Origin of the sequence: Flavobacterium erciyesense (assembly GCF_018069925.1) — a bacterium.
Taxonomy (GTDB): Bacteria; Bacteroidota; Bacteroidia; order Flavobacteriales; family Flavobacteriaceae; genus Flavobacterium; species Flavobacterium erciyesense.
Window position 1 is genome coordinate 144433 of the sequence record NZ_JAGPXB010000001.1, and the last position, 15395, is coordinate 159827.

The 15395-nt window shown below is 34.6% G+C and carries 14 protein-coding genes; 9 read left to right on the forward strand and 5 right to left on the reverse strand.

Going from position 1 to position 15395, the window contains the following annotated elements:
- The first annotated feature begins 1 nt into the window (after position 1).
- From KBJ98_RS00685 to murI, 5 genes are all read left to right on the forward strand, one after another.
- On the forward strand, positions 2-742 hold the full coding sequence (locus KBJ98_RS00685; protein WP_166133143.1) for an isoprenyl transferase: 741 nt from the start codon (positions 2-4) through the stop codon (positions 740-742).
- Positions 675-3410 (forward strand): BamA/OMP85 family outer membrane protein, encoded by a 2736-nt coding sequence (locus KBJ98_RS00690; protein ID WP_210787856.1) that lies wholly within the window; start codon positions 675-677, stop codon positions 3408-3410. Before KBJ98_RS00685 ends, KBJ98_RS00690 begins: the two co-directional genes overlap by 68 nt.
- Positions 3411-3445: 35 nt before the next feature.
- Entirely contained in the window at positions 3446-4465 is a 1020-nt protein-coding gene (locus tag KBJ98_RS00695) for an OmpH family outer membrane protein (protein WP_210787857.1), read from the forward strand.
- Positions 4466-4490: 25 nt separating this feature from the next.
- Positions 4491-4991 carry an OmpH family outer membrane protein gene (locus tag KBJ98_RS00700; protein WP_210787858.1) on the forward strand — a complete coding sequence of 167 codons (501 nt, stop codon included), beginning with the start codon at positions 4491-4493 and terminating at the stop codon, positions 4989-4991.
- Between the two features lie 104 nt (positions 4992-5095).
- Positions 5096-5875 carry a glutamate racemase gene (gene murI, locus KBJ98_RS00705; protein WP_210787859.1) on the forward strand — a complete coding sequence of 260 codons (780 nt, stop codon included), beginning with the start codon at positions 5096-5098 and terminating at the stop codon, positions 5873-5875.
- A gap of 1 nt (position 5876) precedes the next feature.
- Here the strand turns inward: murI and KBJ98_RS00710 are convergent, their stop codons facing one another.
- Together KBJ98_RS00710 and KBJ98_RS00715 are read right to left on the reverse strand one after the other, a co-directional pair.
- Complete coding sequence (locus KBJ98_RS00710) at positions 5877-6398, reverse strand: gamma carbonic anhydrase family protein (RefSeq protein WP_210787860.1); 522 nt, start codon at positions 6396-6398, stop codon at positions 5877-5879.
- A gap of 5 nt (positions 6399-6403) precedes the next feature.
- The gene (locus tag KBJ98_RS00715; RefSeq protein WP_210787861.1) at positions 6404-7402 is read right to left on the reverse strand and encodes a PorP/SprF family type IX secretion system membrane protein; all 999 of its coding nucleotides are present in this window, start codon (positions 7400-7402) and stop codon (positions 6404-6406) included.
- A 151-nt stretch (positions 7403-7553) separates the two neighbouring features.
- On the opposite strand from KBJ98_RS00715, the gene KBJ98_RS00720 reads away from it, so the two are divergent.
- The 3 genes from KBJ98_RS00720 (at position 7554) to KBJ98_RS00730 (ending at position 10240) form a co-directional block, all read left to right on the forward strand.
- A complete protein-coding gene (locus KBJ98_RS00720) occupies positions 7554-8453 on the forward strand; it encodes a NifU family protein (protein WP_210787862.1) in 900 nt (299 codons plus the stop codon).
- A gap of 200 nt (positions 8454-8653) precedes the next feature.
- Complete coding sequence (locus tag KBJ98_RS00725; RefSeq protein ID WP_210787863.1) at positions 8654-9277, forward strand: apolipoprotein A1/A4/E family protein; 624 nt, start codon at positions 8654-8656, stop codon at positions 9275-9277.
- 138 nt (positions 9278-9415) lie between these two features.
- Positions 9416-10240, forward strand: coding sequence for a mechanosensitive ion channel family protein (locus KBJ98_RS00730; RefSeq protein WP_210787864.1), 825 nt, complete (start codon positions 9416-9418; stop codon positions 10238-10240).
- A 19-nt stretch (positions 10241-10259) separates the two neighbouring features.
- On the opposite strand, the gene tsaB is transcribed toward KBJ98_RS00730, so the two are convergent.
- From tsaB to KBJ98_RS00745, 3 genes are all read right to left on the reverse strand, one after another.
- Entirely contained in the window at positions 10260-10931 is a 672-nt protein-coding gene (gene tsaB, locus KBJ98_RS00735; RefSeq protein ID WP_210787865.1) for a tRNA (adenosine(37)-N6)-threonylcarbamoyltransferase complex dimerization subunit type 1 TsaB, read from the reverse strand.
- A gap of 87 nt (positions 10932-11018) precedes the next feature.
- A complete protein-coding gene (locus KBJ98_RS00740) occupies positions 11019-12326 on the reverse strand; it encodes an efflux RND transporter periplasmic adaptor subunit (protein ID WP_210787866.1) in 1308 nt (435 codons plus the stop codon).
- Positions 12327-12331: 5 nt separating this feature from the next.
- A complete protein-coding gene (locus KBJ98_RS00745; RefSeq protein WP_210787867.1) occupies positions 12332-13768 on the reverse strand; it encodes a TolC family protein in 1437 nt (478 codons plus the stop codon).
- Positions 13769-13958: 190 nt separating this feature from the next.
- Between KBJ98_RS00745 and KBJ98_RS00750 the strand changes: the two genes are divergently transcribed.
- Positions 13959-15356, forward strand: coding sequence for a DUF4403 family protein (locus tag KBJ98_RS00750; protein WP_210787868.1), 1398 nt, complete (start codon positions 13959-13961; stop codon positions 15354-15356).
- The last annotated feature ends 39 nt before the right edge of the window (positions 15357-15395 follow it).

The following is a 15395-nucleotide window of genomic DNA, read 5'->3' on the forward strand; positions in this document are numbered from 1 at the left end:
AATGAATTTAGTAGAAACGATCAATAAAGAAAGATTACCACAACATCTTGCCATCATTATGGACGGCAATGGACGTTGGGCAAAACAGCAAGGGCTTTTACGAGCTCTAGGACACCAGAGCGGAACAAAATCTGTTAAAGTGATTATTGAAGCAACTGCAAAATTGGGCATTCCATTTTTAACGTTATATGCATTTTCGACAGAAAACTGGAACAGACCCAAACTTGAGGTAGAAACATTGATGAAAGTTTTAATCAATTCATTAAAGAAAGAATTGACTACCCTACAAAAAAATAACATCAAACTCAATGCCATTGGTAATTTAGAAATGCTACCAAAATCTGCGCAAAAAGAGTTGTTGGATGTTATGGAAAAAACAAAAAACAACACCCAAATGACCTTAACTTTGGCCCTTAGTTATGGTTCCAGAGAAGAGCTCGTATCTGCAATGAAGAAGATTTGTAGTAAAGTTAAAAATAATATAATTTCAATAGACAGTATTGACGATTCAATTATTAATGAGCATCTTTACACGCAAAATTTACCCGACGTAGATTTATTAATACGAACAAGTGGAGAACATAGAATAAGTAATTTCTTGCTGTGGCAAATAGCCTACTCAGAGTTGTATTTTACTGATATATTGTGGCCAGACTTTAAAGAACAGGATTTATATGAGGCTATCATTAGTTATCAAAAAAGAGAACGTAGATTTGGAAAAACAAGTGAACAAATTAAATAATTTTTTAGTGTTAAATAAGAGCATCAAAACCGTACTTAGCGTTTTATTTTTTATCAGTTTTTTTCAATCTCAAGCACAAGATCGTGTTCCGTTTGATCAAGGAAAAAAATACATTTTAGCAGATGTAGCTGTAGTAGGTGACATAAGTTTTAATAGCCAAACGGTAGTAACATTTACCGGTTTGCAAAAAGGTCAGGAAATAACAATTCCGGGCGAGCAAATTAGTGCAGCAATTAAAAAATTAGGCAAACTAGGATTATTTGACGAAATCTCTTTTTACGTAAATAAAGTACAAAACGACAGTATCTATTTAGACTTAAATATTGTTGAACTGCCTAAATTAAACCAAGTTAAAATTGTTGGTGTTAAAAAAAGTAAGATAGAAGGCCTTATCAAAGACAACTCTTTGAATAAAGGAAAAGTAGTAAACGAAAATTTAATTACTACTACTAAAAATTACATCGAAAACAAATACCGTAAAGATGGTTTTTTCAATACAAAAGTAACCATCAACACCACAAAAGATACTAGCACGACAAACCAAGTAAACATGCTAGTTCGTATCGATAAAGGTGCAAAAATTAAAATCAGCTCTATTGATTTTGTAGGCAACAACAAAATCTCTGATAAAAAACTTCGTAAAGCCATGAAAGATACGAAGCAAAAAAATCCGATTCGATTTTTAAAAGCTTCAAAATTCATTAAAGACAAATACAAAACCGATCTTGAGAAAGTAATTGCTTCTTACAAAGAAAGAGGTTTTCGTGATGCCAGAATTGTATCTGATTCTGTTGTTTACAACGAACAAAAAAATGCTTTAGATATCAAAATCAAATTAGAAGAAGGAAACAAATACTATTTTGGAGATATTAAATTTCTGGGTAATACAATTTATACAGATCAAGGTTTATCAAGACTAATTGGAATCAAAAAAGGTGATACCTATAACGGTGTATTACTTGAAAAACGAATTGCTGACAAAACAAAACCAGACGGAGAAGACATTACCAACCTATACCAAAACAGTGGTTATTTATTCTCTAATGTAAATGCTGTGGAGGTAAAAACGGCAAATGACACTATCGATTTTGAAATTAGAATTACCGAAGGACCGATTGCTTATTTCAATAAAATTACAGCTGTAGGTAACGATAAAACAAATGACCGCGTAATTTACCGCGAATTAAAAACCAAACCTGGAGAAAAATATAGTAAGGAAGAATTGGTTCGTACCATTCGTGAGATCGGACAATTGGGTTTCTTTGATCCAGAAGCGATTGATCCTAAATTTAAAAATGTAGATTCTGGCGCAGGAACAGTAGACATTGAATACAACTTAGTTGAAAAAGGATCTAGCCAAATCGAACTACAAGGTGGTTACGGTGGCGGCGGATTTATTGGAACACTAGGACTATCATTCAACAACTTCTCAGCGAGAAATATGTTTAATAAGGAAGCCTACAAACCATTACCTATGGGAGACGGACAAAAAGTATCGCTGCGTTTGCAAGCAAGTACCTTTTTCCAAACCTACAGTTTATCATTTTCGGAGCCATGGTTTGGAGGTAAAAAACCTGTTTCTTTCAGTACTTCATTGTCTTACAGTAAACAATTTTTGAATAACTTTATCACTCAAAGAGCTGATAGAACCAGAAGTTTTGACATTCTTACTTTATCTGTAGGATTAGCAAAAAGGCTTACAGTTCCAGATGATTTCTTTGTATTATCACAATCTGTGAGTTACCAACACTACTCATTAAATAATTACAACACAGGTCTTTTTACCTTTGGTAACGGAACATCTCGTAATTTAGCATACACAGTAGCTTTAACTAGAAATAGTAAAGGATTTAACCCGATATTTCCAACCTATGGTTCAGAATTTAGCATTTCGGCAAAAGTTACACCACCATACTCTTTGTTTAATGGAGTGGATTATGCTACACTAGGTGATCAAAAGGAATACAAATTAAGAAATACAACTGATAGACAAAATGTTCCCGATGCTAATGGAAATATTGTGGCAATTGGGGATTATGTAGATGCAAATGGGAACAAAGTAGAAGAAAAAGACTTCCGTTTGGCTGCAGCTGACCAAAGTAAAGTAGATCAAAAACGATTCAATTGGTTAGAATATTATAAAGTAAAATTCAAAGCAGATACCTATACTAAACTGTATGGTAAAATCGTTTTACGTGTATTGTCTGAGTTTGGTTTCTTAGGTGCTTATGACCAAGCACGAGGAGCTGTACCTTTTGAAAGATACTATTTAGGAGGTGATGGTTTAGCTAACTTTGCAATGGACGGTCGTGAAAACATTCAATTAAGAGGTTATCCTAACAACTCCCTTACTCCTACTAATGAGAGAGGAGAACAAATTGGAGGAACGGTGTACAACAAATTCTCTTTAGAGTTACGTTATCCTATTACATTGAAATCTTCTGCATCTATTTATGCTTTAGCGTTTTTAGAAGGTGGAGCAGCATTTAGTGATTTTAAAACCTATAATCCATTTGCGTTAAACCGTTCAGCAGGCATTGGTCTACGCGTGTTCATGCCTGCCTTTGGTTTATTAGGTATTGATTTCGGACACGGATTTGATGCATTACCAGGACAAGCAAAAGCAAACGGATGGGAAACGCACTTTATCATTGGACAACAGTTTTAGAACTGATAACACCCATCATTTAATAACATATTGATATGAAAAAACAATTTTTGTTACTTTTTTTAGCCTTTGTACTAGCGCAAACAGCCTCTGCACAAACAAGAGGTACAAAGATTGGTTATATTGATATGGAGTATATTTTGCAAAATGTACCTGACTACACCGAAGCAAAAAACCAATTGGAAATAAAAGCTCAAAAATGGAAATCAGAAATTGATTCAAAAACCAATGAAATCAACAAATTAAAAGAGGCTTTGAAAGCTGAAAAAGCTTTATTAACAAAGGAATTAATTGAAGAAAGAGAAACTGAAATTCGATTTTTAGAAAAAGAAAACTCTGACTACCAGCAACAGCGCTTTGGAGCAAATGGAGATTTAATTAATCAAAAATTAGTTTTGGCTAAGCCAATACAAGATCAAGTTTTTACAGCAGTACAAGACATTGCAGAACGCTTGAAGTATGACTTTATATTTGACAAAACATCTGATTTGACCATGCTTTTCTCAGCGAAGAGATTTGACATTAGTGACCAAGTTTTACGTTCTTTAACACGATCAGAAAAAAGAGAGCAACTCACAAAAAAGCAACAAAAAGAAGCCGAGGCTCGAGAAAGTAAAGAAGACGCAATTGACGAGAATCCGGTATTAGCGGAGAGACAAAAAGCACTAGAAGAGAAGAAAGCAGCGAGAGACAAACTTATTGAAGATCGCAAGGCCTTACAAGAACAAAAGAAAAAAGAGTTCGATGACAAACGCAAGCAAATGCTAGAAGCAAGAGCTGCCAAAAAAAATGGCACGGTTTCTGCAAATGTAGCAAAAGAGGCAAGTACAACAGCAACTGACACGAATTTTAAAGTCGATAGTGCGAAGCAAGCAGCCGAAGAGGCAAAACAAAAAGCTGCAACAGATCGCGCCAAATTGATCGAAGAAAGAAAAAAGGTAATCGAAGATCGCAAGCAAGCTTTTGAAGCAAAAAGAAAGAAAGTACTAGAAGATCGCGAAGCAGCGAAAAAAGCAAAAGAAGAACAATTAAAAGAAAAATCAACCAATAATTAATTACTTACTTAATATTTTAAAAACGATGAAACAAATCAAAACTCTATTAATTGCTGCAGTTTTAATGATGGGAGCAAACCAGACAATTAATGCGCAAGCAAAAACAGCTCACGTTGATGTTAGTGAGATCATGACAAAAATGCCTGCAGTTTTGGATGGTCAAAAACAATTAGAAAAATTGACGACTACATACGACGCTGATTACAAAAAAATGGTAGATGAATACCAAGGTAAATTAAAAAAATACGAAGCTGAAGCTGCTACTGTTACTGAAGCTGTAAATGGTGAGCGTTCTAAAGAAGTTCAAGAAATGCAATCTAGAATTGTAGCATACAGAGACAATGCACAAAAAGAATTGCAGCAAAAAGAATCAGACATCATGAAGCCATTAATGGAAAAAGTGAGAGCTTCTATTCAAAAGGTAGGAAAAGCTAAAGGTTTCCAATACATCCTAGACGGATCTTCACTTTTACTTGCAGACGGACCAAACTTGACTGCTGACGTTAAAAAAGATTTAGGTTTTTAATAATCTAATAATATGAATAAAAACTGCTCTTTCTCTATGAGATAAGAGCAGTTTTTTTTTATATCAATATTGCAAATGTTACTACAAAGAGTAACTTTGCTTTTATGAATAGCAACAATCAACCGATCGGAATATTTGATTCAGGAGTAGGTGGAACTTCTATATGGTCTGCCGTACATGAGTTATTACCCAACGAACAAACTATCTACCTTGCAGATAGTAAAAATGCGCCCTACGGACAAAAAACGAAGGAGGAAATTATTGCTTTAAGTATAAAAAACACCGAGTATCTTTTAGATCTTAATGCCAAACTGATTGTTGTCGCCTGCAATACCGCAACTACAAATGCTATCCAAGAATTACGCCAGCGATACACCGTTCCTTTTATAGGGATTGAGCCAGCTATTAAACCAGCCGTAACGCACTCTAAAACACAAATCATAGGAATACTAGCAACGCAAGGCACCCTAAATAGCGAATTATTTCACAGTACGGTAGCGAAATACCAAAACACTAAAATTATCGAACAGGTGGGCCACGGATTAGTCCCTTTGATTGAAAATGGCGCTATGAATTCGCCGGAGATGACAGCACTTTTATTATCGTATCTCACCCCGATGATTGCTGCTAACATAGATTATCTTGTATTGGGTTGCAGTCATTACCCGTACTTAATTCCGCAAATAAAAAAGATTTTACCAGCGCACATACAAATTATTGATTCTGGTCAAGCTGTAGCGCGTCAGACTCAGTTCGTGCTTCAAGAAAAAGTGGGATTATCTGCCCTACACAAACCTGAGCCAATATTTTATACCAATACCAATCCAAGAGTTTTACAGGAAATTATAGGCGCACGGTTTAAGGTTAGTGCAAAAGATTTCTAAATTATTCTTCCGATTTAAACCAGCTGGAATACAAAACGTAATTATTAGATATTCGTTCAATTTCGCCTGCAAAATCAGACTGATCAATATCTTTTACTTTTTTGGCTGGAACACCTGCCCAAATAGTTCCCGAAGCGACCACTGTATTTTGAGTCACCACAGCACCTGCAGCAACTATCGCATTACTTTCTACCACGCAGTTGTCCATTACAATGGAACCCATACCAATAAGGACATTATCGTGAATAACACAACCGTGTACAATGGCATTATGACCAATTGAAACGTTGTTACCAATCACAGTTGGATGTTTTTGATAGGTACAATGCACTACGGCACCATCTTGAATATTAACTTTATTCCCTATTTGAATTGAATTGACATCGCCACGCAACACCGTATTAAACCAAACACTACATTGTGATCCAAAACGAACATCACCAACAATTGTTGCGTTTTCGGCAACATAACAGTCCTCAGGAATTACAGGAAACTTACCATTAACAGCTTTTATAACTTTCATATAATTTAGTTAATCGCAGGGCAATTGCATTCGTATTTGACTGGCTTACAAAATAAATCAATTCCTAAAGTTATTTGGTGATATCCTCCATTATCGAATTTCACAGCACCTGACAACTGAGAGTAAGTATAGGCCACCATTACCGAATCAAAATTAACACCAACAATAGGCGTTATGTACTGTAATTTTTGAGAAGCAACACTACCATTATTCAAGAACTCTGCTCCATCAAAACTGCGTCTGTAGGACAAACCACCCCACAAACGGCCGAAATCCATATTTTTGTAAGCCTTTAAATTAATATCTATGGATTTTTCTTGGGTTTTTTCGACCATTTGAAATAACAAAGACGGCTCCCATAAAATTTTATTTTTATCTCCAAAAACATATCCTGCGCTTAAGAGGTACTTTCGCAAATTGTCACTTTCATACTCGGTGTAAATTGATCGCCTAGTTTCTACTGCATTTTTTACCGTAGCATGTGCATAAAAATCTAAATAATTGTACGAAGCACCAATATCAAAATTAAAATAAGCATCTTTTTGAACAATGGTACCATTAATGTTTGGGTCAAAATCGCCCGAGAGTAAAAAAGAAGTTTCATCTAATTGGCTTTGTATAAACCCAGCACTCATTCCAAATGACAATTGATTTAAATCGATTTCATCACGAGAAAACATCAAATGATAAGCATAAGTAAACTTTACTCCTTTTTGCGAATGATAGCCATTAACATCGTTAAATAAGATAACTCCAGCCCCTGCTTTCTCACCTACACGACCATTAAAACTTAAAGTTTGTAACTCCGGCGCATTCTGCTGACCAAACCATTGCTTGCGCCCTGTAAGTCTCACTTTAGCACAATTAGCGGCACCTGCCATTGAAGGATGAATTAGATAATAGTTATCAGACAAATAATCAGAGTAAACAGGGATTCCTTCTTGCGAAAAAGATATTTGAGTAAAAAATAGTAGAAATAAAAACGGTATTAATTGTTTGCGCATCACTGTTGCTTTAAGATGATCTAATTTTAGCTATCAACAGCTATTCATTATATCTATCTGATTTAAACTAAAGTTAATTTATTCATTAAAAAACCAAAAGTAAGTATTCGTAGAAAATAACTTTAGTAAATTTGCATAAAATTGAACACTCATGAACAAAGTTAGCATAAAAGAAACACAAAACCCAACAATATTAAAATTTGAATTTCAAGATTTTATTACACAAAATGAAAATTTTGAATTCAAAAACATCGATGAGGCAAAATCATCGCCACTAGCACAACAATTGTTTTATTTACCATTTGTGAAAACAGTTTACATATCAGGTAATTTTGTTGCTATTGAACGTTTCAGTATTGTTGAATGGACTGATGTACAAGACGCTGTTGCGGAGCAAATTGAGAAATTTGTGGCCGATGGCGGTAAAATCATCATTGAAGATGAAAATCGTATCAAAAAACAACCAGTAAACGTATATGGAGAATCAACTCCAAATCCAGCTGCTTTGAAATTTGTAGTAAGCAAAATGCTTACCAAAACTGCAGTTGAGTTTAAAAATATCGATCAAACAGCCTCTTCTCCTCTAGCAAAAGAATTGTTTAAATTTCCTTATGTAAAAGAAATTTTTATAGATGAAAATTATATTTCGGTAACCAAATATGATATTAACGATTGGCAAGAAATCACATTAGAACTTAGATCATTCATAAAACAATTTATTGAAAATGGTGGTCAAGTTTTAGATGAAAATTATGTGGCAGCTGTAGTTGCAAACGAGAGTATCAAAGAACAAGAATTTGATCATTTGGATGCTACTTCGCAACAAATAATCAATATTCTCGAAGAATATGTGAAACCAGCCGTTCAGGCCGATGGAGGAAATATTGCATTTGACTCGTATAACGAAAGTGACAAAGTAGTAAAAGTAATATTGCAAGGCGCTTGCAGCGGCTGTCCTTCATCAACTTTTACCCTTAAAAGTGGAATTGAAAACATGTTGAAAAGCATGTTAAACGATAACGCTATTCAAGTAGAAGCGATTAACGCATAATAATTCACTTGTTTTAAAATTGAAGTATGGAAGTTTTCTAAAGAAAGCTTCCATACTTCAATTTTAAAAAGTCCAACATCATTTCCCCCAACTAAGCCTTATAACGTTATCATTACTCTGCCAACAATATATTAATCAAGGAAGTTTCGTATTTGCCAAAAAAAAGTGTACTATTGTGCTATTAATCAAAAACTTAAACCGTGGGATTATCAAGCTTTTTTAAAAATTTATTTGGCAGTGCCAAAGAGAGTGCTACTGAGTTGGTAGAGCAAGCAGAATCAAAACTAGAAGAAGTAAGCGCAGCTGCAGAGCCCTACTTGGATAAAGCCGAAACTTTTGTTACCGAAACGGCCGCCAATGTAAAAGAAAGTGCCGCACCTTATGTGGAGAAAGCTGAAACTTTTGTTTCAGAAACAATAGAAAATGTAAAAGAAACTGCTGAACCATATCTAGAAAAAGCCGAAGAAGTTGTTGGTGATACTATAGACAAAGTAAAAGAATCAGCAGCACCTTATGTAGAAAAAGCAGAGGAATTCGCTGATGTAGCAAAGGAAAAAATCAGCGATGGAATTGACACTATCAAAGAAAAATTCAGTGACAAAGCAGATGAAGCAACTGCCACTTTAGAAGAAGTTAAAGAAAAAGCAGTAGAAGCGACTTCAGATACTTTAGAAACAATTGAAGACAAAGCAACCGAAACTGCAGAACAGCTTAAAGAAACAGTAGCAGAAAATGCAGAAGCAGCAGAGGACAAAATCAATACTGCGGAAAACAAGATTATTGATACAGCCGAAACGCTAAAAGATAAAGCCGAAGAACTGTAAATTGGTTAAAAAAAATCAAACCATGCTGAAATCGGTGCAGCTACACAAAGAAAGACTTGTTTTGATACTCTAAATTAATTTGTATTTTTGCAAACAACCTACCTTCTCAACATTGAGAAGGTTTTTTTTAGCTTAATAATGATAGTAGATACCAATAAACTTAGTTCGTATTTAGAAAATTTCATAACCGTCTTGGTAGATTATTCTCCCAAATTGATTTCGGCGTTTATCATCCTTTTTGTGGGTTTGTATTTGATTCGATTGATCAACCGCTTTATCAATAAAATCATGGTAAGTCGCGAACTCGATCCTACGCTGACTCGATTTTTATCAGATATTTTAATTTGGGTTTTGCGCGTTATTCTTTTTGTTTCTTTTATATCCAAATTAGGTATTGAAACTTCTTCATTTGTGGCAATTCTAGGAGCCATGGGTCTGGCTGTTGGTCTTTCATTACAAGGAAGTTTATCCAATTTTGCGGGCGGAATGCTTATTATTTTATTCAAGCCGTTTCGAGTAAATGATACCATTGAGGCACAGGGCGTAACCGGTACAGTGACCGACATTCAGATTTTTGTCACTAAGTTAATTACGGCAAATAATCAAACTATTTTTGTACCCAACGGTTCTCTTTCAAACGGAAATATTATAAACTATTCAATTGAAAAAACACGCCGTGCCGATTTGACAATTGCCATTTCGTACGAAACGAATATTAAAACTGCGATTGAAATTATCGAGAAAGTACTTCAAAACAATTCAAAAGTATTGAAAAATCCTGCTCCCAATGTAAGCGTCAAAAACCTAACAGACAACTCTATCCAATTGGCAGTTCGTCCTTGGGCATTAAATGAAGATTTTGGCGATATGACTGCAGAAGTTTTACAAGAATGTAAAGAAAAGTTCGACACTGCAGGTATTGTAATTCAACCTTATGTTAAAGAGGCTTCGCTGCAAAACTAAACCAGGTAAAGCTAATCAATTATTTAATTTTTGGCGTAGTAACCATAAAATCTTTCAAATAGTAAGGCTCAAAATAGGCTACATCTACGGTATCGTGTTTTTGAAATTTTTCAAAACTAAAGGCACTCATGTCTTTGGCAGAGGGAAACTTTACTTCGTCTATAAAAACGAAATTACTTTTAGTCAAAACCGTCTTGCATTTCTCCGCACAATCGCCCACGAAATAAACGGTTCCTTGTAATTCTTCAAAAGAAGTTTCCTCAATTATTTCGGCCTTTATAGCCCTCGTTAATTGTTTGTTAGTGTTATAAACCGCACTGTACACTTCCATTCTGCGCGCGTCTAGCATAGGAATTATGTAGCCATCAGTTTGCGATACTTGCGAGGCTAATATCTGCAAGGTATCTACCGCAATTAAGGGAATATTTAAAGAAAAACACAATCCTTTTGCTGCCGAAACTCCAATTCGTAAACCGGTATAAGAACCCGGACCTTGACTTACTGCCACTGCCACTAAATCTTTAAAACGAATACCAGCTTCAACTATCAATTCCTCTATAAAAACGTGTAACCGTTCAGCATGTGAATATCCTTCTTCAGCGATCTCTCTGCATGCAATGGTCTGCCCATTATTTGAAAGAGAAACAGAACAATTTTTAGTAGCGGTCTCAATATTTAGAATGTAGCTCAAAGTTGGGTGTTTATTAAATTAAAAATCACAATCACAAAATTAGATTTTATGATTGTGATTTCAAAATGCTAGTTTAAAACAACTGCTTTATTTTTTGCTATCGCCTTTTTTCTCTTTGTCTGTCATCAATGCAACTTTGTCACCTGAATTTAATTCTTTGGTAACAGTTGCGTAAGGCCCCGTAATTACAACGTCACCTTTTTTCAAACCTGATATAACTTCGATGTTGGTATCGTCTTGAATTCCGGTTTTAACAATTCTAATTTTAGCCTTATCCCCTACTTTTACAAATACGCATTCTAGCTTCTTATCACTTTTAGGAGCTTTTTCATTTTGCTCCTCGTCAACGTCAGCTACCACGATATCCTTTACTGCTGTTGTATCTGACTTTACAACTACTGCGCTAATTGGCACTGAAAGTACGTTCGCTTTACGCTCTGTGATAATGTCAACTGTAGCGGTCATTCCTGGTCTAAAAGGGGAATAGGTATCAGGCTTACCTTCTAATAAATCTTCGTAAGACTCTTTTAAGATACGCACTTTTACTTTAAAATTAGTAACCTGATCTGCTGTAAGTGCTGAACTTGCCGAATTAGAAATACTAGTTACAATTCCTTTGAACTGTTTTTTCAAATAAGCATCAACTTCAACATTAGCCTCATCTCCTACTTTTATTTTTACAATATCATTTTCATTTACATCAACTTCAACCTCCATATTATTCAAGTTTGCTACTCGTAATATTTCAGTACCCGTCATTTGCTGCGTACCTAATACACGCTCACCTAGCTCAACATTTAACATCGAAATTGTTCCATCTGCTGGCGCGTAGATAGTCGTACGACCTAAATTGTCTTTGGCTTCATTTACAGTTGCTGAGGCACTTTGAACATTGTAATACGCATTTTGTTTGCTTGCTTTTGCCACTTCGAAAGAAGCTATAGCTTTATCCCAATCTGATTTAGAAATAATTCCTTTGTCGAATAAAGTTTTATTACGATCATAATTGGCTTTTGCCTCTTTGTAAGAAGCATCAGCTTGGTTCAAATTCGCTTTTGTTCCTGATAAGTTAGAAACAGACCTATTGTATCCGGAAGTATATAAATCAGGATTAATTTTAACCAATAAATCTCCTTTTTTTACAACTTGACCTTCTTTTACATTAAGTGCAATAATCTCTCCAGATACTTCAGAAGAAATTTTTACCTCAATTTCAGGCTGAATTTTACCTGTTGCCGAAACGGTTTCAGTGATTGTTAACGGATTTACTTGTGCAATCTCCACTTCGGTCCCTACATCTTTCTTACCGATTACACCTGTTTTAGAAAGTATAACCAAACTAGCAATAACAACTACTGCTCCACCTATTAAAATATAAACTGTTTTCTTTGACATAATAATTAGTTTTTGATAAGAGGAATTCCAAAGTAGAATTCTAAAATTTTAATTTTAAATATATAATCGTATTTAGTTCTCAATACTTCTGATTGCGCATTGGCTAGTAATGTTTGAGCTTGATTAAAATCAAAAGAGTTCATTAAACCCACATTGAAACGCTCTTTGGCAAAATCAACCGCATTTTGTCTAGCCTCTAAAGCCGTAATGGCAGACTCGTATGATTTTAAAGCTCCTTTTGCATCTGCGAAAGCGGTATAAACATTACGTTGCAAATCTAAATCTTGTTGCTCAACAGCAATCTTAGATCGCTCAACATTAATTTTTGAACGATCAACATTATTTTTAACAGATAATCCATTCAAGATTGGAATTGACAATTGCACTCCAAAAGAATGACCTTTATTGTCACTAAACTGATCAAAAAATGGAGCAGGTTTTCCTAAAACTCTTGTAAAATTAGGAGCTAAAACATTTTGATTTGTTCCTTCAACAAAACCAATTTGCGAAGTAGGATTTGATGAATTAGGTACCACGCCTACAACTCTATCACTATATGCAACCCTAGAATTAAAGCTATAAAAACCTTGAATAGTTGGCTGGTAGGCTCCTTTTGCAATAACAACGTCCTTTTCCGCAAGTTCTAAATTGGTTTTTGCAATTTTTAATTCTGTTCTACCTTCAAGAGCTTTACTGTAAATTGCATTGGGACTTTGCATCATGATATTATTTTCATCCTTTACATCTGTATCATCAACAATATCAAAACTTTCAAATTCCTTAAGTTGTAATAATTGAGACAAACTCAATTTAGAAATCAATAATGCATTTTCAGCTGCAATGATGTTTTGATTGTTAGTAGCAACAGTAGCTTTAATATCTAACAAATCACCTCTTGGTATCGAACCAGCTTTTACCAAAGCTTCTGAACGAGAGAATTGTTTTTCATTAATATCTAATTGTTCTTTTTGCACTTTCAAATTTTCTTTGTTAAAAAGCACTTGTAAAAAAGCATTGGCTACGTTTAAAGCAATATCCTCTTGCATTTTGACCAATTGATACTTTGCAGCTACAAGAGATAAATTGGATCTACGTAATCGGTTTTGATTTTGTAAACCTTTGTAAATATCAATTCCGACATTCACCCCCGCAGAAGTAAATTGTGTGGTCTGATTTTGAAGCAAACCAGTTGTAATATCTTGGTTCAAACCAATATTCCAGGAGTGCGAAGTACTTGCATTAATTGATGGTAAAAAACTGCCAATGGCACCTCGCTTATCAATCAAAGCAGTTTTAGCATCTAACTCCGATTGTTTGATAGAAATGTTATTTTGAATGGCATAATTAACACATTCTTGTAAGGTCCATTTCTTAGTTTGCGCATGAGCTGACAAACTGAGTAACGCCATACAAATGAAACCGATACAACTTTTATTTTTCATATAATTCGAATGAAATTGCAGGACAACTGCAAAAAAAATTTAACATTTTAGTTCTTGTGCGAAATCAATGCTTAACAATATGCAACACTACAACTGTAATTCTTCAATTAGACTTGGCAAGTAAGCATTTGTTACAAAAAAAATTAAAAAAAGAATAGATTGCTTAATTTTGCTACAATAACTCCCATTTATGAAAACATTTCCAAGCTCATTTTTCGTTATAATAGCAGCTCTTTTTGTTGCGTCCTGCTCGAGTACTTCAAAAATAAACACACTCAAACCAGAACCTGATGATGCGGCTCCATTGCAATACGAAAGCCAAATTTCGTACATCAATTTACCTATTTCGGTACAACTGAGAGATATCGAAAAGCAAACTAATTCAAGCTTAAATGGACTGATCTATGAAGACAATGTAATCGATGATGACGATATTGAAATGAAAGTGTGGAAACAAGCTCCAATTCAAATTACAGATGCACTTGGAAAAATAAAAACCATTTTACCACTAAAAGCAAACATCAAGTACCGACTTGGAACTAAAAAAATGGGGATTGAACTTTATGATACGCGTGAATTTAACCTGAATGGAATCGTAACATTAGAAAGTGATGTCCAACTAGTAAACTGGAAACTAAACACCAAAACTGCATTAAAATCATTAGATTGGACCGAAAGTCCGAGCATGGTTATTTTAGGTAAAAACGTGCCAGTTACCTATTTAATCAACCCAACAGTTCAACTTTTTAAATCAAAAATCGAAAAGAAAATTGATGATGCAATTGCTAAATCACTTGATTTTAAACCAAATGTTTTAGCTGCCCTAGAGAAAATTTGCCAACCTTTTCAGTTGAGTGAAACTTATGAAAGTTGGCTACAAATTGCACCACTGGAATTATATACAACAACCGCAAAACTAAAAAACGGTACCATTTTACTAGATATGGGTTTAAAATGCAATATGGAGACAATAATTGGCAAAAAGCCCGATTCTAAATTCAATGCCAACAGAATCGCACTAAAAACTGTCCCGAAAATTCCTCAACAACTATCAGCTAACATTGTTGCCATTTCAGGATACCAAGAAGCATCACGATTAATGACTAAAAATTTTAATGGTCAAGAATTTGGATCTGGTAACAAAAAAGTAAAAGTAAACAAGGTAGATATTTGGCACAAAAACGGCAAAATGATTATTGCTCTAGAAGTACAAGGCACTGTAAATGGTACATTATATTTAGCCGGAATCCCCGCTTATAATGAACAGAAAAAAGAAATTTATTTTGAAAATTTAGATTACGCGCTAGACACTAAAAACAAACTTACACGCACTGCCAACTGGCTTGCTCAAGGATTGATTTTGAAAAAAATCGAGCAGAGTTGTAGGTATTCAATAAAGCCGAATTTAGACGAAGCGCAACAAAACATCAAAAACTATTTGATGAATTATTCACCAATGCCGGGAGTTTTTATCAACGGAAAAATGCAAGACATAGACTTTAAAAAGGTAGCACTTACCAATCAAGCAATTTTGGCTTACTTAAAATTAGATGGTAACGTACAAATAACCGTTGATGGATTTGAATAAGTACCCCAAAAAACTTATATTTAACTACGCCTTTCTCTT